The organism is Micromonospora coriariae (genome assembly GCF_900091455.1).
Lineage (GTDB): Bacteria > Actinomycetota > Actinomycetes > Mycobacteriales > Micromonosporaceae > Micromonospora > Micromonospora coriariae.
This window is the reverse complement of sequence record NZ_LT607412.1, coordinates 5,420,938-5,440,293: the sequence shown is the minus strand read 5'-3', so window position 1 is coordinate 5,440,293 and position 19,356 is coordinate 5,420,938. Positions and strand designations below refer to the sequence as shown.

Here is a 19,356-nt window from a genome sequence, read left to right as displayed (position 1 = left end):
CCCGTTCATCCCTGTTTGCGGCTGATAACCCGACAAGTGCGACTGGACCGATTTATGGTGATACCGCAACTCGATCCGCAAGCGCCCCGGGGGCGCGGACAGGGAGATCATGCGAGCTTCCACCGTGGACCTTGTCGCGGACACCGGCAGAGCGGCCGCCGGCCGCCGGACCATGGCCTGGCTCGCCGGCGGGCTCACCGCGGCGGCGACGGTGGCCGGCGGGTGGATGGCACCCCCCGACGAGGTGCAGGGCCAGGCGCAGCGACTGATGTACCTCCACGTCCCCGCCGCCTGGGTTGCCTACACCGCGTTCGCCGTCGTGCTGACCGCCAGCGGCGCGTACCTGATCGGGGGCGACCTTCGCTGGGACCGGTTCGCGCGGGCGGGCGCCGAGATCGGCGCGGCCCTGACCGCCGTCGCGATCGCCACCGGGTCACTGTGGGGAAAGCTGGTCTGGGGTGCCTGGTGGGCGTGGGACCCCCGGCTGGTCAGCACCGTCCTGCTGCTGCTCGCGTACGCCGGCTACCTGGCCCTGCGCCGCTCGTTGGCAGAGCGGACCGGCGCGCGAGACGGCGGCGACCACCGGGTGGCGCGGCCCGCCGCGGCCGTCGGGATGGGCAGCTTCCTGCTCGTCCCGGTGGTGCACTTCTCCGTCGTCTGGTGGCGGTCGCTGCACCAGCAGGCGACCGTGCTCGCCCCGCAGCGCCCGCCCATCGACCCCAGGATGGGCGTCGCCCTGCTGCTCGCCGTCGCCGCCGCGACGCTCGCCGCGCTCTGCGTCCTGCTGTACAGGGTGGTCCGGCTGGAACGCCGGCTGACCCCCGACACGCCCCCCGACCGCGTCCCGGTCCGTGTCGGATGATCCGTCGCCGCAGGGGCCGGACCGCCGTCGTCGCCGTGCTCCTCGCCGCCGGCGCGCTGCTGGTCACCAGCGCGCTCCGGGAGACCCTGACCTATTACCGCACTCCGGGCGAGGTGCTCGGCGATCCGGACGCGACCTCGCAACGGGTACGCCTCGGCGGCGACGTGGTGCCCGGGTCGCTGCGGCGCACCGGCGACCTCGTGGTGTTCCGCCTCGTCGAGAACGGTCACGAGATCACCGTCGAGCAGCGCGGCGTCCCACCGGAGACGTTCCGGGAGGGCGAGGGGGCGATCGTGGAGGGCACCCTGTCGCCGGACCGGGTGTTCCGCTCCGACCACGTCGTGGTCCGGCACGGCAACGAATACCGCCCGTCCACCGCCCCGCCAGGGTCGGTCGATGCTCGCTGACCTCGGCACCGCCAGCCTCACTGTCGGTGTGCTCTGCGCCACCCTGACCGCCCTGCTCTGGCTGCGGGCGGCCCTGTTCACCACGCCCACCCGAGCGGCCCGCCTCGGGACCGCCGCGACCCTGGCAACCGCCGCCGTCGCCTGCGCGCTGCTGGAGGCGGCCCTGCTCCGGCACGACTTCAGCGTCCGCTTCGTGGCGGAGAACGGCGGACGCCAGGTGCCGTTGTACTACACGCTGACGAGCCTCTGGTCCGCCCTGGACGGGTCGCTGCTGCTCTGGCTGCTGATCCTCGCCGGGTACGCGGCACTGCTGGCCCACCGCCGGCACCCGCCCCTGCTGCACGCCTACGCGATGGTGGTCGTCAGCACGGTGACCATGTTCTTCTTCGCGCTGTCCACCTTCGCCGCGAACCCGTTCCGCGAGGTGAACCCGGTACCCGCCGACGGCCCGGGGCCGAACCCGCTGCTGCAGCAGCACCCGGCGATGGGCGTGCACCCTCCCCTGCTCTACGCCGGCTACATCGGCCTGGTCGTGCCGTTCGCCTTCGCGATCGCCGCACCACTGGCCGGCCAGCAGGGGCGGAACTGGGTACGGGCCGCCCGACCCTGGGCCCTGGCGGCGTGGGCGGCGCTGACCGCCGGCATCGGGCTCGGGGCCTGGTGGTCGTACGCGGTGCTGGGCTGGGGCGGCTACTGGGCGTGGGACCCGGTGGAGAACGCGTCGCTGCTGCCCTGGCTGACCGCCACCGCCTTCCTGCACGCCACCCTGGGCCGCGCCGCCGGCCGGGCCGGCTGGAACCTGGCCCTGGCATCCGCGAGCTTCGTGCTGGTGCTGCTCGGAACGTTCCTTACCCGGTCCGGCGCGGTGGCCAGCGTGCACGCCTTCACCGACTCACCGTTGGGGCCGATGCTGCTCGGCTTCGTGCTGCTGACGGTCGTCGTGTCGACGGTCCTGACCGGATGGCGCGACCCCGAACCCGCGGCCGGCAGGAGCACACCGCTGCTGTCCCGAACGACGGCCGTGCTGGTCAACGGCGTGCTTCTGGTGACGATCACGGCGGTGGTGCTGATCGGCACGATCTTCCCGCTGCTCTCCGAACCGCTCGGCGGGGTGCGCACCTCGGTCGGACCCGGCTACTACCAGCGGACGGCGGTACCGCTGGCGATCGCGGTACTGCTGATGATGGGCGTGACGCCGGCCCTGCGGGTCCGCGACCGGACGCAGGCGCTGCGGCGACTCGCCCTACCCGGCGCCGTGGCGCTCGCCACCGTCGCCGTGGTGGGGCTGCTCAGCCGGCCCGGCCTGCCCGCGCTCACCGCGTTCGGAGCGGCGGCGTTCGTGCTCACCGGCGTGGCCGCAGAGCTGGCCGACCGGCGTCCGCGCTCCGGCCGGAACCGGAGACCGGGCAGGGCTGCCGGACTGGTCGCGCACGCCGGGATCGCCCTGGTTGCGGTGGGTGTCGCAGGATCCTCCGCGTACGGCCGCGACACGGAGCGAACCATCCACACTGGGGAGACGCTGCGGGTGGGCGACGTGTCCGTACGCCTGGTCGGCGTGGACCGCAGCGGCGCCAGCGGGGGTATGACCGTACGGGCGCGGCTTCGGCTCACCGAGGCGGGCGGCGGGGAACAAACGATCCGGCCCGCCCTACGCTACAACCCCGCCCGGGACACCGCTGTCACGGTGCCGGCGATCCAGACCGGACTGCTGCGAGACACGTACGTCACCCTGATCGCGGTCGCCCCGGACAGCGGCAGCGCGACCGTACGGCTCGCGGTGAACCCGCTCGTCGGGCTGCTCTGGGCCGGCGGCACGCTGACGGCCGCGGGGGGACTCCTGGCGGCGATCCGCACCGCCCGTCCGCGACGCCCGCACGTCGTCGCGGCGTCGCCTGACCCGGTCGCCGCCGGGGCCCGGTGATGACCGCCCGCCGCCTGCTGCGACCTGGCCCGGCGCTGGCGCTGGTGCTCATCGTCGCCGTTGGCACCGTGGCCGCCCTCGGCCTGCGGTCACCGTCGGCGCCGCTCGACGCCGGCGCCGCCAACGGCGTCACCCCCGCGCCGGCCCCGGCGCTCACGGGCGCCACCCTGGATGGTGGCCGGTTCGACCTGACCGAAGCCCGTGGCCACGTGCTGCTGGTCAACGTGTTCGCCTCCTGGTGCGGCCCGTGCCGGGACGAGCTGCCGCTACTGGTCGAGACGGAACGGCAGTGGTCGCCCCGTGGGCTGCGGCTGGTGGGGCTGAACGTCCGGGACGGCGCCGAGGCGGTCCGGGCGCTACTTGACGAGACCGGCGCACGGAAGTTGACCGTGCTGCCAGACCCGGAGGGCACCCGGGCGGTCGACTGGGGCGTCCGGGCAGTGCCGGAGACGTTCGTGGTGGACCGGGACGGCCGGATCGTCGACCGGCAGCCGGGTGTGGTCACCCGGCAGTGGCTTGAGCAGCGGGTGGCGCCGTTGCTGGCCCGATGAGGTGGCGCGCGGCCGTTGGGGCACTCGTCCTCACGGCGCTGATCGCCGCAGCGGGCGCGGGGCTGGTCCGGTCGACCGGCGGCACCGGTCGGGAGGACCCCGTACGCGCCGTGGCAGTGGGTCTACGCTGCCCGGCCTGCCAGGGTGAGTCGGTGGCGGACTCCCGGTCGCCGATCGCGGCGGCCATGCGGCAGGTGGTGGCGGACCAGTTGGCCCAGGGGCGGGACCGCGACGAGATCCGCCGCTGGTTCGTCCAGCGCTACGGCCCGGAGGTGCTGACCGACCCGCCGACCCGCCGGGCGGAGCTGCTGCTCTGGGCCGTACCCGCGTTGACCTTGCTGGCCGGCGGCTACGCGGCCCTGCGCACGCTGCGTTCCCGCCCGACCCCGTCCCCGCGGGCCACGGCGGTGCGGGCGGCGCCCACCGGTCGGGCCGCGCGCCGGGCGTGGCGCGCGGTGTCGGTGGGAATGGTGAGCCTCGTCGCGTCGGTCACGGTGGCCGCCAGTCGCCTGGACCGGCCGGGCCAGGACCCGGAACCGGCCGATCCCGTGACGGTCGCCGTGCAGCTGGCCCGCGACCTCGAGGGGCAGGCCCGCTACGACGCGGCAGCGCGGATGTACCGGGAGGCCCTGCGGGACCGCCCCGACGATGCGATCCGGCTGCGGCTCGCCTTCGCGCTGCTGCGGGCCGGCGACAACGTCGGCGCGGAGCAGTCGGCGCGGGAGGTGCTGACCCGCTCCCCAGACTCCCCGGACGGCCTGCTCGTGCTCGGGCTGGCGCAGCGCGACAGCCGGTCCGCCGAGGCGGCGCGCACCCTGCGACGCTTCCTGACCATCGCTCCGGAGCATCCGGCGGCCGGAGAGATCAGCCGGCTGTTGGCCGCCGGCCCGTGACACCCCACCCGAACCCCATGGATCCACGTTGAGCCGGGTCGCGCACGCATGGGTGCTGGCCGGCACCAGTAGGAAGCGCCAGTACGTTTCTCGCCCAGTCGGTGAACCCGTAGGTCAGCGCGGCGACGTAACCGCCGGACGTCCGGAAGATATTGATCGGCGTCCGGTACACCCGACCGGAGCGGCGGCCGCGGTGGATGATGACGCCGAAGCCGGGCAGCCGCCCGGCCAGGGGACCGGTCACGCGGTTGGTGACGACCCGGTTGAACCGCGCCAAGCGTCTGGGTAACACCATGGCCAACATGTTCGCCCAGGTGCGGTGGACGCGTCGGCCGGACACGTCGATCGCCGCACTGGTTCTGCTAAACGGCTCGCCGAGCGCGGCGGCGACAATAGCCCGATTAATGCTAATTGGCGGCACATGCGGCGTTGCAAACATAGCAGCACCCGTATGGCCAGCCAGAGGGATGTGAAGCAGCATGTAGACAAGATTTTAGTGGGGTGGTTCAGGTGGCCAGTACCTGTAAAACAATTCGCAATTTTGGCCAGTTCCCGGTGGAAGCCCAGCGATCGGCGGATGGGGCAGCACAGGAGCGTGAGCGGCGCGCCGAGACGATCACCAAAAAGCGCAGCAGCAAAGCCGCGAAGCTGTCGGCTCAGGCAAGCCAGCGGCTGCAGCGCCTGCTGGGAGACGACACCTGGGCGGACTTGAGGCAACTGATGCAGCAGGAACGGTTGACGTTCCGTGACCTGCTCCAGCCGCCGGAAGGGTTGAGGTCGCCCTACGGGAAACTCAACAAAGCCCGGAAACATAAGGCCGAGGCATTCCTGCGAAGTCGAGACGTCAGGCGCGAAGCCATTGCCGCGATAGCGACGGACTACCACAATGCACTAACCGACGTCTTCACGGTCGACGACAACATCAGCACCGGATTCCACCTCTCGAGCAACCTCGACAAGTGGTTGAGCCTGTCTCCGTTCCACGATCGCGCGCTCCCCTGGGGAGTCTTCGAACCTGACGACAGCCAGGACCCGCACCGGTGGGAAGTGTTCCGGCCGCCGTTCTTCGGGTTCAACTTCGGGTTCACCCCTGTGCACAACGACAACTTCGTGGTTGATCGCATCCACACGCTCAACCCGTCGGTCGGCGACGTCGGCATCTCGATCACAATGGACAACAGCGACGCCGGCGACTTCGACTACGCGTCCGGCGACGCGTTCAGCTCGATAGCGTTCGGCTTCGTGCCGCCCACCACCGGCCTGGTCGAGGTCCTCATCGACGCACAGTGTGTCGAGGCGACGCACCGCCTGGAAACAGAGGACGAATGGGGATGGTCGAACTCCAGTACGGGCCAGCGGAACTTCCTGATGCTCGACGTCCTGCATCCCAACGTGGCCGAGCCCTCGTACGCCGAGATGTCGGCCTTCGACGAGACGACCGACGATGACGAGAGCTTCCTGCAGGAGAAGTTGACCCGTGGTGCCCACTACTTCGCGCAGCTGTTCAGCGCGGGACCGGTGCCGGCGGGTCAGTCCGTCGTCGTGTGCGTCGGGACGCGTTCGTTCGACATCAGCGGCACAAACGACGTGTCCATTGACAGCACGTCCGACTTTCGGTGGTTCATCAGCTCGGTAGAGGTACGGGTCTCGCCCTGATCACCAGGGGCCTGATCACGATGGTTGGTTCCGCGACCAGGGGTGCCGGCGGCCCCTGTCGTCAGGCTCAGGCAGTGGCTGCCCGGCCCATCTCGGCGAGGATCCCGGTGCCCTGGCCGAGCTCGATCAGGTAGCCGTCCGGATCACGCAGGTAGCACCGGATCTCGACGCCATGGTCCTTCGGCTCGGTCAGGAACTCCCCACCCCGTGACCGCCACTGCTCGTAGACCGCCCGGACGTCGGTGACCCGAATGTTCATGGCGCTGCTGAGCGTCCGCGAATCCGGCGGCGCCTGCGCCTGCACATCCGGCTTGTCGTCGGTCGGACCACCCTCGTTGTTGATCACGATGTAGCTGTTGTGGAACCGCAGGATCGCCGGCTGGCGTTCCCGCACCACCGTCGCCCCCAGCACCCGCTGATAGAAGTCCCGGGAACGGTCCACATCCCGCACGATCAGCAGGTGCGTCAACAGCATCCCAGCCTCGGGCTGGAAGTAGTCGGGCGCCTCGCTCGCCATCACGCCTCCCCGGGTCCGATCGCCACGGCGTACCCGCGTGCGCCGCCGGCACACCCACCGGCTCGACGACCCCGGCAACCACAACGAGTCATCACGCCCGGGGTCGGCTGTTACCGTCGGGCCTGTGCCCGCCGACGAGATCCGGCATCGGGTCCGGTCGGCCAGGGTGGCCCGGCTGGCCACCGTCGCAGCGGATGGGCGTCCCCACCTGGTGCCGGTGTGCTTCGTGCTGCTCGACGAGGTCGTCTACCACGCGGTCGACGAGAAGCCCAAGCGCCACCGGCGGCTACGCCGGCTGGAGAACATCCAGGCGACGGGGCACACCTGCCTGCTGGTCGACGAGTACGACGAGGACTGGTCGCGGCTGTGGTGGGTCCGGCTGGACGGGCACGGCCGGCTGGTGGAGGACCGCACGGAGGAGGCCGCGGCCCGCGCGGCCCTGGCCGACAAGTACCCGCAGTACGTCCAGCAGCCACCAGCCGGACCGGTGATCGCGATAGCGGTGACCGGCTGGTCGGCGTGGTCCGCGGCGGACGCGGCGGCCGACCCGGCCGGGTGAGCGCCGGTCAGTGGGAGTCAGCGGGTTGGAGCGAGGGCGTCGAGCACCTCGTCGGCCCGGCGCAGCGACGCCTGTGCGTCGGCGCGGGGTGAGCCGATCTCCGGGTCGAAGTTGAGGTCGACGAACAATTCGGTGATGCCGGCTTCGGCAAGCCTGCCGAAATCCGACCGGATCTGCTCGAGCGTGCCGGTGAGCGGCTCGCGATCGGGCGGGCCCGTCGGGCGTACGCGGACCGCGCCGCGGCAGACGAAGCGCAGTGCGCCGGGATCTCGGCCGGCCTGCGCGGCGGCGGCCCTGACGGTCGCGACCGCCTCGCCGATGCCGGTCAGGTCCGCCTGGCTGCCGCTGACCCAGCCGTCGGCGAGGCGGCCGGCCCGACGTAGCGCGGCGGGCGCCTGGCCGCCGAGCAGAATCGGCGGATGTGGCCGCTGCACGGGTTTCGGCTCCAGGCGCGTCGACGGGACCTGGTAGAACTCGCCGCGATGCTCGGCGACGTCGTCCTGCCACAGGGTACGAAGAACGGCGAGGAACTCCTCGGCGCGCTGGCCCCGCCGATGCTTGCTCACCCCCGTCGCCTGGTACTCCTCATCCGCCCAGCCGAGGCCCAGTCCCACGTCGAGTCGTCCGCCGGCGAGGATGTCGAGGGTCGCGGTCTGCTTGGCCAGCAGCACCGGAGGAATGAACGGCATGTTGAGCACCGCGACGCCGAGCCGGATCCGCGTGGTGTGGGCCGCCAGGAACGCCAGCGTGGTCAGCGGGTCCTGGACGCTGTGGTACGTCTCGCTCCACCCGAGGTCGGCGGGGACCAGAAGCCGCTGGAACGTCCACAGCGAGCGGTATCCGAGCTGCTCGGCACGGCGGGCGACATGGATCATGTTCTCCGGTGTGGCCCACGAGCCGGAGACGGGCGCGGCGAATCCAACCTCCACCCGCGCACCGTACCCGGATCGGGCCAGGATGTGCCTCGGTTCAGGCCCCGACGGTGCGGTCCACCGGACGGAAGAGCCGCTGGAAGTCCTTCGGCAGCTCGGATTCCAGGTTCTCAAGGTCTTCCGCGCTCACCGCCTCGCGCAGGGTCGTCAACACGGCGCGGGCAACCTCAGCGGTCCGGTCGCCATCCGTTCCCGCGCGGGCCCCCACCTCATTGAGGAACTCCACGAGGTCGATCCGTTCGGCGAAGTCCACGTCCTTGTGCAGGTACCCCCGCAACTCCTCGGGAAGCTGCGTGGCCAGGTGCCGCGCCTGGCCGCCACTGACCCCTTCCGCCAAGGTCGTCAGCGTGGCTCCGACGACGTCCGCCGCCTCCGTCGCCGGCATTCGCGCCCGCTTCCCCACCGCTTCGAGAAACTCGGCGTAGTTCACCAGTTCTCCTTCCGGACCAGTCGGAGTGCGGCGCGGCGTCCGTCCGTGCTACCCGCGGCGCTGCCCGCGACCGGCACCCACCGGTTCCATCACCTGCCGGAACTCCTTCGGAAGCTGGGCCATCGCGTCCTCGAACTCGTCACGGGAAACAGCCTCACGGAGCGTGGTGAGCACCGCGCCGACCCCGGCAGCGGCGAGCGAACGGTCGACGGCCGGACGATCCGCCACCCGCCGCACGAACTCATCGAGCCCGAACGACTGGGCATGTTCCTGCCTTCTGTGCGGGGGCGGTTTGCGCAAGTGATCGTCAAGCCCATCGGGAAGCTGGTAGGCAAGGTCCTCTGCCTGGCCGGCGCTGATCCGATCCGCCAACGTCTGCAACGTGGCGCCGGTGAGTGTCGCCGCCTGATCGGTCGACACCTTCGCCCGCGTGGCCACTGCGTTGATGAAATCCTCGTATTCCACCTGATTCTCCTCTCCGGCCCGATCGCCGTCGAACCGCCAGTTACGAACCCCTGACCTCAATGCGCCGCGATGGCACACTTCACCTCTCGGGCGCCGAGCGAACTGCTACCTCGACAGCTTCCCGGGACGGGGGGTGACCCCGCCTCATCCCCATCGGGCGAATAACCAAGGCGCGCTACGGCGACATCCTCGACATTCGGGCGACCCCCCACCCTGGCGAAGCTCGTCACCCGAGGGTCAGGCGTCCCTCCTGGTCGAAGCGAAGGCGACCGCTGGTCACGGCGACGTGCAGCCCGTACCGGAGCAGCTTGTCGATCTTGTCGGTGCGCCGACGGTAGCCGAGCCGCTCCAGGCCGGCGCGCAGCAGCCGCTCCTCGTCCATGCTCGGTACGTCCTGCAGCACGTGCACGAAGGCATTGGCCACCTCCTCGGGCGGCACCTCCTCGAACGCCCGATCGTTGCTCGCCTGGGTGACCCGGTACGCGCGGTACGTCTGCGGGTCAGTCCCATCGGGCCAGGCGTACCGGCTCACGGTCGGGTGCGTGTACAGCCGGCGGGAGCCGACCAGCGCCAGCACGGCGTTGCGGCGGTCCTCCCTGGTTCGGAGGAAGCCGAACCGGGCGAGGGCAAGGCGGGCGAGCCGGTGCTGCTCGATGGGCCCCTCGGCCTCGATGATCTCGCGGAGCGCGTTGCGCATCAGACCGCGCACCCGCTGGTCGGTTGCGAGCAGATCCAGGTCGGCCTGGTCGCCGAGCGCAGTCGGGACGTACGGAACGAACGGACCCATCGTGATGGTGCCCGTCGCTGTCGTGGCCGGCACTATGGTCGGCACGCTCGGAGCGGCGAGAGCGGTGACCGGTGCCGGCGACGCGCCGGCGCGGAAGTCATCATCCGCCCTGATGAGCGGCTGCGGAACCTCGGCGTCCGGCGTGGGGTCCGACGGTGAGAGCTCGACGTCCGCCGCGGAGCGCGGCTGCGGCAGTTCGACGTCGCCGTGCGGCGCGACGGACTCCGCCGTCGTCGGTTCGGCGGTGGCGGGGACCTCGGCTCGGGTGACCGCTTCGTCGACCCGGTCGAGCAGGGCCGACCGGTCGTGGATCCACGCCGGCAGCCAGAACCGCACGACCTCCGGCCAGCCCATGATCGACCGGAGGAGCGTTGGCGCGGAGTCCCGGTCGGCCACCGTCGGGCGGGCGCTCCAGTCGGGGCCGTCGAGCATGACGGCCACCTGCCACCGTGGCGCCCCCGGCCTGCGTACGGCGAGATCCACTGTGAAGTCGGAAAGGCCGTGTGAGGTCCGGACCTCGTGGCCGCGTTCGCGCAGCGCCGCGGCCACCTCGTCGCGGATCCGGCTGCGTCGCTCGGCTCGGTCGGTAGCCAGGTCGCCCAGGCGATCTGCACCGGCGGCGGCCATTTCGCAGTACGCCCGCAGGTGCTGGGTGCCCAGCGCGGAGGTGCGGGACAGGTCGATATCCGACGGGTCGAAGGAGGAGTACAGGACGACCTGGCGGCGGGCCCGGGTGATGGCCACGTTGAGCCGCCGCTCGCCGCCGGCCTGGCTGAGTGGACCGAAGTTCAGCGGAAGCTGGCCGGTCTCCGGGTTGGTGGAGAAGGCCAGGGAGAACAGGACGATGTCCCGCTCGTCGCCCTGCACGTTCTCCAGGTTCTTGACGAAGATCGGCTCCGGGACCGCTCCGGAGAGGTGCTCGCGGATGATCGGATCGCTGCTCTCCTCCAGCAGGTTGAGGATGAGGTCCCGCTGCTGGATGTTGAAGGTGACCACGCCGATGGACTGGGTGGCGTTCGCCGGGTCGTGCAGCCTTCGGGTGATGTCCGCGAGGATCGCGCGCGCCTCGACCTCGTTGGTGCGGGAGCCGCCCCGGTCGTACTGGCCGTCGACGCGCCGCCAGCTGACGCCGGCAGAGCTGGTGGCACCGGGCGACGGGAGGCTGGAGAGCTTGTTGTCGTAGTAGTAGCGGTTGGAGAAGGCGATGAGTGACTCGTCGTGGCTGCGGTAGTGCCAGGAGAGCCATCGTTGCGGCAGTCCCGATTCGACGGCCTCGCTGAGAATGCTTTCCAGGTCCTCCGGCACCGGGCCGTTGCCCTCGTCGGCCTCGTCGGCCGTGTGGCTGGCCTGCATGATGCTGCTCGGCGGCATCTGCCGGGAGTCGCCGACCACCACGACGGCGGTGCCGCGACCCATCGCGCCGATCGCCTCGGCCACGCGGATCTGCGACGCCTCGTCGAAGATGACCAGGTCGAAGCGCTGACTCCCCGGTGCCAGGAAATTCGCCGCCGAAGCGGGGCTGACCAGCACGCACGGGGTCAGCGCCAGCACGGCGTCCGGGTACAGCTCGAACAGCTCCCGGAAGGACCTTCCACCCCGCTTGCGGCGTAGCTCCGCGGCGAAGTCGGCGAAGCGGCCGCGCCGGTCGGTCGGGCTGAAGGGGCGACGGCGGACCAGCACTGACGGCAGCTGCGCTGGCAGGGCGGACCGCAGCTCACCGGCGGCCGCCTCGAACTGGCTGATCTCGTCGTCGTGCAGCTCCGGGTCGAAGTACTGCAGGCCGCCGGCGCGTACCCGCTCGGCGAGCGACGCCGCCGCGACGCCCCGCCGGTAGACCTCCTCGGCGAGGTGCCCGGGCACCTCGGCGTGCAGCAACTGGTCCCGATAGTCGGTGAGACCGGCCGAGGCGAGCACGTCGGCGTGGGCCAGGACGGTCGCCCATCGGCGCAGCGGGAACAGTTCCTCGCTCTGCAACTCGTGCAGCCAGGCCACGCCGTCGCGCTGCCAGGCGTCGACCCAGTGCGAACCGGCGGCCCACAGGGTCAGCTCCGACCCGCCGGAGCGCAACACCCCGCGCCAGGCCCGCCACCGCGAGGCGAACCGGTCGAGGAGCACCGCGTCCACATCGGTGAACCCGCCGTGAAACAGCTCCCAGGCCTGCGGGTGCCGGGCCAGGAGCGTCCGGCCGACCCTGGTCGCCTCGATCGCTTCGGTCAGCCGCTCCTGCGCGTTGGGGTCGGTGGGCTGCCACTGCGACAGCCGCAGCCCGCCCACCGCCGCAAAATGCTGGTAGAGGGCCGCCGCCTGCGCCTGGGCGGCCACCAGCCGACCGGTGGCAACCTCCACCCGCTCGACGTCGAGCGTCGCACCGGCAACCAGGTGCACCGCCAGCCGATCCACGATGGCCTGCCGACGCTTACGCTTGCCGAGCAGCTTCTTCGCCGCCTCCTGGGCCTCACCGTGCCAGGCGGTCAGCTCCGGTCGAGCGAACACGTCCGGCCGGAAGGTGGCCAGCTCACCGGCGAAGCCCTGCCGGAAGGCCGCCAGGTCCGCCTGGAGCCGGGCCACCGCCTCGTCCCACCGTCGGTCGCTGGCGTGCAGGGTGGTCTGCCGGTCCGGCAGCAGTCCGCGTACGGCGAGCCAGGCGCCCGCCTGCAGCTCGCTCACGGTTTCCGGGGCGGGCAGCGTCCGCAGCAACTCGACCAGGTGCGGGTGGGCGGCGAGGTCGGCACGGAGGCGTTCGAGTTCACCGGCGATCTCGGTGACTGCGGCGCCGTGCAGCCCGTCGAGGGTGCGGCAGCCGCTGAGCGCCCACGGGTGCGCGGCCCGGAGTCGGGCCGATCGTGCGGCCGCCGGGAACTCCCGCAGGGTCGTCTCGACCTGCGCGCGTGCCTGGGCGGGTGCATGCAGATAGGCCACCGGAATCGGGGCGACCGGGCCGTCCCCGTACGCCAGGGTCTGCTCGTAGGCCGACCAGAGCGACATCCCGACGGGGTTGGTGGTGTGCACCTGAGCCGGGTACTCGGTCAGCGGGGCGAGCCGCGTCCGGTAGGCCGTCTCGACGGCCGTCCACGTGCCGTCGCCGCCCTGGTCGTACTGGTCGAGCGCGTCGCGCAGCTGCTGGCGGATCGCGTTGAGGGACTGCTTGCGCCCGTGCAGGTCGAGCGCGAACGGCCCGAGGCCGATCTGCTTGAGGCGGCGCTTCACCACCTCCAGCGCGGCCTGCTTCTCGGCGACGAACAGCACCGACCGGCCCGCGCTGACCGCCCGGGCGATCATGTTGGTGATCGTCTGGGACTTACCGGTGCCCGGCGGTCCCTCTAGGACGAAGGAGTGGCCCCGCTCGGCGCGCACGATGGCCTGCATCTGCGACCCGTCGGCGGGGATGGGCAGGTGCAGGTCGGCCTCGTCGACAGCGATCTCGACGTCGTGCTCCGGGCGGGCGGGATCGTCGAACGTGGCGCCGGAGGACTCGACCAGATGCCGGACGACCGGGTTCTCCATGAACCGGGGCCAGTGGTCGGTGAGGTCCCGCCACATCTGGAAGGTGGAGAACTGCAGCAGTCGAAGGCTGGCGGTCTCGTCGATGCGGTAGTTGAGCCGGTTGTCGAGCAGGCCGGTGTTGATCGCGGCCAGGGTCTTGGCGATGTCGATGCCGTGTTCGTCGAGGACCGGCCGCTCCAGCTCCGGAATGCGGACGCTGTGCTTGACCCGCAACCACTCGATCAGGCAGTGGTTCGGGCTGGCGACCTCGGTGCCGTCGATGACCATCGCGTACGGGCGACGGCCGCTGCCACCCTCGATGCGCACCGGGAGGAGGAACAGCGGCGCGAACGCCTCTCCCCCGGTCGTCTTCGTGTGGACCAGGGTGCCGATGGTCAGGTAGAGGTAGTTGCTGCCGGTCTCCTGCTCCATCGTGCGCGCCTCGCGCTGCAGCGCACGCATCGCGGTCTTGTAGCGGGCGTCGGTGACCGCGCCGTAGACCCGCCGGTCGGTACGCAGCTCCCGGGTAAGAATCTCGGCGTCGAGGTCCTGCGCCCGGCGCGCCCCGGCCAACTCGTGGACGTGGCTGATGTCGTCCTGCGGGATGACCTGCACCTGACGGCCATCGTGGATGAGGTCGTCGAGCAGGGCCAGCGCACCCGCCGGCACGTGCAGGTCCAGGCCACGGCCACGCTTGGGCAGGTTGAGCAGGGGGTTACGCAGGCTCAGGTCGAGCAGCGACTTCTTCCACTGCTGGACGCGCGCCGGCGACCCGTCGGACTGCTGCGGCACCTCCTCGCCCTCGTCGGCAAACTGGCGCAGCTTCGCGGCGGCGACGCCGGGCGGAAGGTCGAGGGACACTCCTGCGTCGGCGGTCGCTTCCGTGACCAGCGGCGTGGTGACCAGTTCGTCGGCCGACGGCAGCGGGCGGATCCCCGAGCGATGGGCCAGGTGGACGTCGACGACGCCCTGCATGCGCTCGCCGTCGCCGCGGAAGTGGCCGAGCCCGACGCGTACCGCCTCGGTGAAGGTCGCCGACTGCGCGCCCGGCCCGATGCGGGTCAGCTCGACCGGCACGGCCCGGCCCGAGTCCACCATCGAGATCAGCAGGTTGGTCTCGGTCACCGCCGCCGAGCCCAGCCGTTCCTCCTCCAGCAGGAAGCCGCCGAAGGCGTGCCCTGCGCTGATGAAGATGAGCGGGTGCAGCCCCGCCGCCTCCAGACACGCGGCGTACGCGACGGACAGGTCGAGGCAGTTGCCGAGCCGCCCGTCTAGAACCGCCGCTGTCGTTCGCACCTTCTGGCCGGTGTTCTCGAAGGACGCCGGCAGGGTCTGGTAGGTGATCTCGAGTTGACGCAGCGCCTCGTACACGGCGCCGGCGATCAGCGCCGCCCGCTCGGAACCCTCCTGATAACCCTGCAGAGAACCCGAGCCGGTTCGCGCGAGCAGGAGCTGGGCGGCAGCCCGCAGGACCGCCTCCACGGCCCGAGTGTTCGGCTGCACGAAGGCCGCCAGGCTGTCGTACAGGGCAGCGCTGTTGAACCACTCGTTGTGCGCCAACACCCGTGACGGCGCAACCAGCCGCAGTGTCTGCTCCTGCGCCTGCACCCGGAGGGTGTAGTCGACCGGGAACGCCTCGTCGGTGCGGTACAGCAGCACACGATCGGGCGTGAAGTCCCGGAAGTCGTCCCAGCTCGTGCTCGCCCCGGGCCGCAACGGCGCAGCCAACGTACGCGTCCACGGCTCGGTCAACGCGCCGTCGGGGCCAAGCAGCTCCAGCGTCAGCGTCACGTCGGTCAGCGGCACCGCGCCACGGTTGACGAGCGTGAGGTGGCGGACCAGCGGTACCCGGTTGTGCACCAGGGCGGCGTTGATCGCCGGCTGCACGATCAGCCCAACTTCGAGCTGGTCGTCGTCCGCGGTGAACTGCGCGAAGACGCTGTCGGACATGGGCGTTTCTCCAGGTGGGGAGACCAGGGAGGGCCAGCCTAGCGGTCAACCGACCGGTGGAGAGGGCCCCGGCCGTAAGACGATCTTGGTTGTCGTACGCCTGAGGCAGGATGTGCGCCATGACAACGCACCACCAGCACCTGGTTTACGGCCACGCCACCAATCACGACTGCCTCGCCTTCATCGACGCCCCTACCGCCGCCGGGGAGGCCGCGGAGATCAGGGCGCTTGCCTCGGCGCGTACCTGGGGCGAGGCCCGACAGGTGCAGATGACCCACCTGTGGAACCCGGCCGGCCCTGACTACTGCGAGCCGAAGGACGACTACGCCGACGACAAGCCCTTCGACATCACGGAGCTCGGTGCGATCGTTGACGGGGACTGGCCCAAAATGGTCACGACGCGGGCGCTCGACGTGCTGCCGCAGGACCTGCAGGACCGGTACGGCGAAGTCGTGCTCACGGTTCACGACGGTGAGTACCTGAAGGTTCCGCTCGACCGCGAGGCTGAACTGGTCGCGGAGCTGCGCGAGCGTGGTTACGAGGTAACCCGCGACGACGAACTCATAAACCTGCTCGACGGCATCGGCGTCGGCTGGTGACCGCCTGAGGAAGGACGGAGACGCCGGCATCGCTTCCGAGGACCGGCTCCGCTATCCATGCGCGGCCGGCGTCTCCCTGGCTCAGGCTCACCGGCGGCGCTTGTTGAGGCTCGGAAGGCCGCCGGACACGGTCCGCACGCTGCCGTCCGGGTTGCTCCGGCCCGGTTTTTGCAGCGCCTCCGTGACCCGCCGCCCCGCGAGGTCGGAGGCACTCAGGTTGACGACGACCGGGTCTGACCGCTGCCAGCTCCGTAGGTGAGCCAGAGCTTGCTGGCTGTCGGCTAGGCCGGTCAACGCACGGATGGCCGGCATAGCCCTGGATGGGTCAGCGAGCAGGAGATGGGCGACATCGGCGGGGCCCAGCCGGTGTTGCGAGGCGTTGGCTACCGGCACGAGGGAGGCTTGGATCTTCCCGTTCTGGGACCACAGCCACACCGGCCGCTTGCCATCGCCGGCCCGCATCACCGGAGTTGTCGACGGGGTAGCTGGTTTGGACGACGGCGTGAACGAGGCCGGCTTGGCCGAGAGATGGGCTTGCAGAGCGGCCGGCGGCTGAACTCGTCGCCGCGACTGTGCCGGCACGTCGACAGTCGGGTGGGGCGAGGTCGCCCCTCCCGAGGACATCCCCGCGCCGGGTTGCGGCGGCTCGATCGGGACCGCTTGCCGTTCCCCCATGAACCAGCCGGCGAATGCCCACTGCTCCGACGTGAACCGGACCGGGATGACCTCGGTCAGGTGTGGTGCCGACGTGTCCTGAACGGTGAGTTGCGCGCGTCGCTTCGCGTGGTCGGCCGCGGTGAGTGACCCGATATCGAGGATCGCGGCCAGCGGTATCCGCCTGACGTAGGTCCTCGGCCACGGCAGCAACCGCCATCGCCGGAGGACAAGGTGCTCCTCCTCGAACCAGGCGTCCCAACGCCGAGCGGCCATCCCCGTCACCTCCCGTGCTGCGCACGTTAGCGGCCTGATGATCACGACTGCACTCGGCTCAACGGCCAGTTGAGATGACGGATCATCTGGTGGTGTCAGCGGTGCAGGCGGCGCGAGCAGTCGCCATCGTGACGGCCGCGGAGCACCAGGCACCGACTACTGGTGGCGGAGGAACTGCCGGCCCTCTCGGGGACGGTCATCTACGCAGCCGGCGGGCGCAGGGGCCGTCGTGGCCGTCCCGGAGGAGGCAGCGCCGGCCGCCAGGTAGCCGCAGGTCGCAGAAGACCCGGTGCCGGAGGAACTGCTGGTCCTCTTCGGAGACGGTGGTCTCCCCCGGGTCAGCCATCGGCAGCACCAGCATCCACCGCCCGATGACCCGGGCCAGGCGTTGTGCGGCAGACAGGTCGCTGGCAACCACGGGCAGGTGGATGACGTACCGCTGGCTCATCTCGTGTTGTCCCGCTCGTTGCGGGCACGGGCCTGGTCGGTCTGCCAGCGGCGCAGCGCGTTTTTGATCCGGACAGTCTCGAGGCGGCTCTCGGCGAGAGCGGCGTAGACGGCGGCCATGTCGACGGCGACCCGGTCGAGGAAGGCGTAGACGTCGTCGGGGTTCAGACCGCGACGCCCGAGCCCGGTCGCTGAGAAGCGGCGCTCGCGGACCTGCCACGGCAGCAGGCTGGTGTACGCGGCGGAGCGGTAGGTAGCGCCACCGCCAACTGGGGTTGGTCGCTGGTTGCGAGCGTTCATGTCCGTCCGCCTTCCTGCTCGTGGCCAGGGCGGGTCTGCCCGCTCATCCCGTGCGGGCAGACCCACCCCGCCCTGACACCGCAGCTTTACTCAGCGGTACGGCATCGCGGCTGCTCAGCGAGGGTTGTTCGGGGAAGCACGGCGGCCGTTCGGGGGAGCCGACCGGCCGCCGTTGCTGGGATCAGCTTGCGATGGGCAACAGGAAGACGCAACGTTTCAGGCAGCGATTTCGCCGGTGTGCATCGACTTTCTTTGCTGCAATCCGTGTGAGTTGCAGGAGCGGCTGATGCAGTGTTCCGTGGTGAAACGAGGGAGTGTGCGCCATGCCCAGGGGCAGAGACTGTGCCGGGTGAGTCAGCGGATTGAGAGCGGACCGATGGCGTCGGTGGCCTCGCCCATCTCAAGCTGGCAGGCGACCGCCTGATTTTGGCACTCCTCGACAAGATCCTGCGGCCCGTCAGACTGATCCAGGTCTCGGGCCAATGCCTCGAACCCGTGACGGGCCTGCCGGAAGTCGCCCGCGAGCATCAAGAGGTTCGCGAGATCTACTCGTAGCGCAACGATCTCGGTGGCGAGCCGCTCACCACCTCGCGGCACCAAGCGGAGGGCACGCTCCAACACCTCGGCGGCCTGCACGAAACGCTCGTTCTCGGCGAGTTCCCTTGCCTGCGCCCGCAGCTCCACCAGGTTCTGCGGGGATCTCTGCGGCGGAACCGGGACGGGATCGATGAGCGGTGCGGCGCTGGAGAGTCTGTTGTCCGTTCGGGCTGCCACCAACCCTGGAAAATCGCCGCCGTCGAGGAAAGGCGCAACGAGCTGACGAACCTCGCCAGCCGACGCTGGCCGTTCCCCTGGATCCTTTGCTAAAAGGCAGTAGATGAGGTGCGCCAGGTCGTCGGGCACGTCCGATCGATACTCAGTGATGATAGGAATTGGCGAATCGATATGACGGCGCATCAGGTCTGGGGCGTTCGCCGCCTCATAGGGAGGGTTCCCGCCGAGCATCTCAAAAAAGATGCAGCCCAAGGCGTAGAGATCGGCCGCCGGCCCTACCGGACCACCCTGGGCTTGCTCGGGTGCGATGTAGGCGGGGGTGCCGAGCGTTCGACCGCTCGCGGTGAGGCGTGACGCCTCGGCAGGCCCGAGCAGCGCGGCAACCCCGAAGTCGAGCACCTTGACTACTCCGGACGGGGTGATCATGAGGTTCTGGGGTTTCAGGTCACGGTGCACGAGGGACGCTGCGTGGGCGGCCATGAGCACCGAACAGACCTGCACTGCGATGGAGGCCGCCTCGCCGACAGGCAGTTGTTCCTGCTCGGCGATGTGGTCGGCGAGGACGATCCCCGGCACGAGCTGCATGACGAGGAAGAGGTCTTCACCGTGCACACCCAGGTCGTGCACGGCCGGCACACCGGGATGGTCGAGCCTGGCGGTCGCTCTCGCCTCCCGCCGGAAGCGCTTGCCCGCCGTCTCACGCTCGTCCTCCGGCACCTCCAACTGCCGGAGAAACTTGATCGCCACCGGCCGGTCGAGCCGCTCGTCGAAGCCGGCCCAGACCTGACCCATTCCTCCGCGACCGACCGGGTACGTCAATTCGTACCGATCACCGACACGATCCCCCGCCTGCACCTACAACCTCCCCCGCATCGCACGCCGCCCCGCCTGAG

18 protein-coding genes are annotated in these 19,356 nt (G+C 70.6%); 8 read left to right on the top strand and 10 right to left on the bottom strand.

Features of this window, described 5'->3' with window-relative positions; genetic code table 11:
• Positions 1-109: 109 nt before the first annotated feature.
• Genes ccsA through GA0070607_RS25200 form a run of 5 tightly spaced genes read left to right on the top strand, consistent with a single transcriptional unit; the run spans position 110 to position 4,634 of the window.
• Positions 110-862, top strand: coding sequence for a cytochrome c biogenesis protein CcsA (ccsA, locus tag GA0070607_RS25220; protein WP_197701163.1), 753 nt, complete (start codon positions 110-112; stop codon positions 860-862).
• Positions 859-1,269: a cytochrome c maturation protein CcmE gene (locus GA0070607_RS25215; protein WP_089020393.1), complete on the top strand. Its 411-nt coding sequence runs from the start codon at positions 859-861 to the stop codon at positions 1,267-1,269. The genes ccsA and GA0070607_RS25215 overlap by 4 nt, the downstream gene beginning before the upstream one ends.
• Positions 1,259-3,190, top strand: coding sequence for a heme lyase CcmF/NrfE family subunit (locus GA0070607_RS25210; protein ID WP_089020392.1), 1,932 nt, complete (start codon positions 1,259-1,261; stop codon positions 3,188-3,190). Before GA0070607_RS25215 ends, GA0070607_RS25210 begins: the two co-directional genes overlap by 11 nt.
• Positions 3,190-3,741 carry a TlpA family protein disulfide reductase gene (locus tag GA0070607_RS25205; RefSeq protein WP_089020391.1) on the top strand — a complete coding sequence of 184 codons (552 nt, stop codon included), beginning with the start codon at positions 3,190-3,192 and terminating at the stop codon, positions 3,739-3,741. The genes GA0070607_RS25210 and GA0070607_RS25205 overlap by 1 nt, the downstream gene beginning before the upstream one ends.
• Positions 3,738-4,634 carry a cytochrome c-type biogenesis protein CcmH gene (locus tag GA0070607_RS25200; RefSeq protein ID WP_089020390.1) on the top strand — a complete coding sequence of 299 codons (897 nt, stop codon included), beginning with the start codon at positions 3,738-3,740 and terminating at the stop codon, positions 4,632-4,634. The genes GA0070607_RS25205 and GA0070607_RS25200 overlap by 4 nt, the downstream gene beginning before the upstream one ends.
• Here GA0070607_RS25200 and GA0070607_RS33060 read toward each other — a convergent pair.
• The gene (locus GA0070607_RS33060; RefSeq protein ID WP_197701162.1) at positions 4,606-5,115 is read right to left on the bottom strand and encodes a PNPOx family protein; all 510 of its coding nucleotides are present in this window, start codon (positions 5,113-5,115) and stop codon (positions 4,606-4,608) included. The genes GA0070607_RS25200 and GA0070607_RS33060 overlap by 29 nt on opposite strands.
• A 20-nt stretch (positions 5,116-5,135) precedes the next feature.
• Here GA0070607_RS33060 and GA0070607_RS25190 point away from each other — a divergent pair, with 20 nt between their 5' ends.
• Positions 5,136-6,290 carry a hypothetical protein gene (locus GA0070607_RS25190; protein ID WP_157743257.1) on the top strand — a complete coding sequence of 385 codons (1,155 nt, stop codon included), beginning with the start codon at positions 5,136-5,138 and terminating at the stop codon, positions 6,288-6,290.
• Positions 6,291-6,357: 67 nt separating this feature from the next.
• Here the strand turns inward: GA0070607_RS25190 and GA0070607_RS25185 are convergent, their stop codons facing one another.
• A complete protein-coding gene (locus tag GA0070607_RS25185) occupies positions 6,358-6,807 on the bottom strand; it encodes a VOC family protein (RefSeq protein ID WP_089020388.1) in 450 nt (149 codons plus the stop codon).
• Between the two features lie 124 nt (positions 6,808-6,931).
• Between GA0070607_RS25185 and GA0070607_RS25180 the strand changes: the two genes are divergently transcribed.
• Complete coding sequence (locus GA0070607_RS25180) at positions 6,932-7,366, top strand: TIGR03668 family PPOX class F420-dependent oxidoreductase (protein ID WP_089020387.1); 435 nt, start codon at positions 6,932-6,934, stop codon at positions 7,364-7,366.
• 17 nt (positions 7,367-7,383) lie between these two features.
• On the opposite strand, the gene GA0070607_RS25175 is transcribed toward GA0070607_RS25180, so the two are convergent.
• The 4 genes from GA0070607_RS25175 to GA0070607_RS25160 form a co-directional block, all read right to left on the bottom strand.
• Positions 7,384-8,295 carry a TIGR03619 family F420-dependent LLM class oxidoreductase gene (locus GA0070607_RS25175; RefSeq protein WP_089020386.1) on the bottom strand — a complete coding sequence of 304 codons (912 nt, stop codon included), beginning with the start codon at positions 8,293-8,295 and terminating at the stop codon, positions 7,384-7,386.
• Positions 8,296-8,335: 40 nt separating this feature from the next.
• A complete protein-coding gene (locus GA0070607_RS25170) occupies positions 8,336-8,728 on the bottom strand; it encodes a DUF2267 domain-containing protein (RefSeq protein ID WP_089020385.1) in 393 nt (130 codons plus the stop codon).
• 48 nt (positions 8,729-8,776) lie between these two features.
• Positions 8,777-9,193: a DUF2267 domain-containing protein gene (locus tag GA0070607_RS25165; RefSeq protein WP_157743256.1), complete on the bottom strand. Its 417-nt coding sequence runs from the start codon at positions 9,191-9,193 to the stop codon at positions 8,777-8,779.
• A gap of 226 nt (positions 9,194-9,419) precedes the next feature.
• Positions 9,420-15,413, bottom strand: a complete 5,994-nt coding sequence (locus tag GA0070607_RS25160) for a DUF4011 domain-containing protein (RefSeq protein ID WP_089020383.1) — start codon at positions 15,411-15,413, stop codon at positions 9,420-9,422.
• A 119-nt stretch (positions 15,414-15,532) separates the two neighbouring features.
• Here GA0070607_RS25160 and GA0070607_RS25155 point away from each other — a divergent pair, with 119 nt between their 5' ends.
• The gene (locus GA0070607_RS25155) at positions 15,533-16,012 is read left to right on the top strand and encodes a hypothetical protein (protein WP_089020382.1); all 480 of its coding nucleotides are present in this window, start codon (positions 15,533-15,535) and stop codon (positions 16,010-16,012) included.
• A gap of 87 nt (positions 16,013-16,099) precedes the next feature.
• Here the strand turns inward: GA0070607_RS25155 and GA0070607_RS33600 are convergent, their stop codons facing one another.
• From GA0070607_RS33600 to GA0070607_RS25135, 4 genes are all read right to left on the bottom strand, one after another.
• Complete coding sequence (locus GA0070607_RS33600) at positions 16,100-16,942, bottom strand: hypothetical protein (RefSeq protein ID WP_231930325.1); 843 nt, start codon at positions 16,940-16,942, stop codon at positions 16,100-16,102.
• A 196-nt stretch (positions 16,943-17,138) separates the two neighbouring features.
• Positions 17,139-17,390: a hypothetical protein gene (locus tag GA0070607_RS25145; protein WP_089020381.1), complete on the bottom strand. Its 252-nt coding sequence runs from the start codon at positions 17,388-17,390 to the stop codon at positions 17,139-17,141.
• A complete protein-coding gene (locus GA0070607_RS25140) occupies positions 17,387-17,689 on the bottom strand; it encodes a DivIVA domain-containing protein (RefSeq protein WP_089020380.1) in 303 nt (100 codons plus the stop codon). Before GA0070607_RS25140 ends, GA0070607_RS25145 begins: the two co-directional genes overlap by 4 nt.
• Before the next feature lie 354 nt (positions 17,690-18,043).
• Positions 18,044-19,255 carry a serine/threonine-protein kinase gene (locus GA0070607_RS25135; protein WP_231930324.1) on the bottom strand — a complete coding sequence of 404 codons (1,212 nt, stop codon included), beginning with the start codon at positions 19,253-19,255 and terminating at the stop codon, positions 18,044-18,046.
• Between the last annotated feature and the right edge of the window lie 101 nt (positions 19,256-19,356).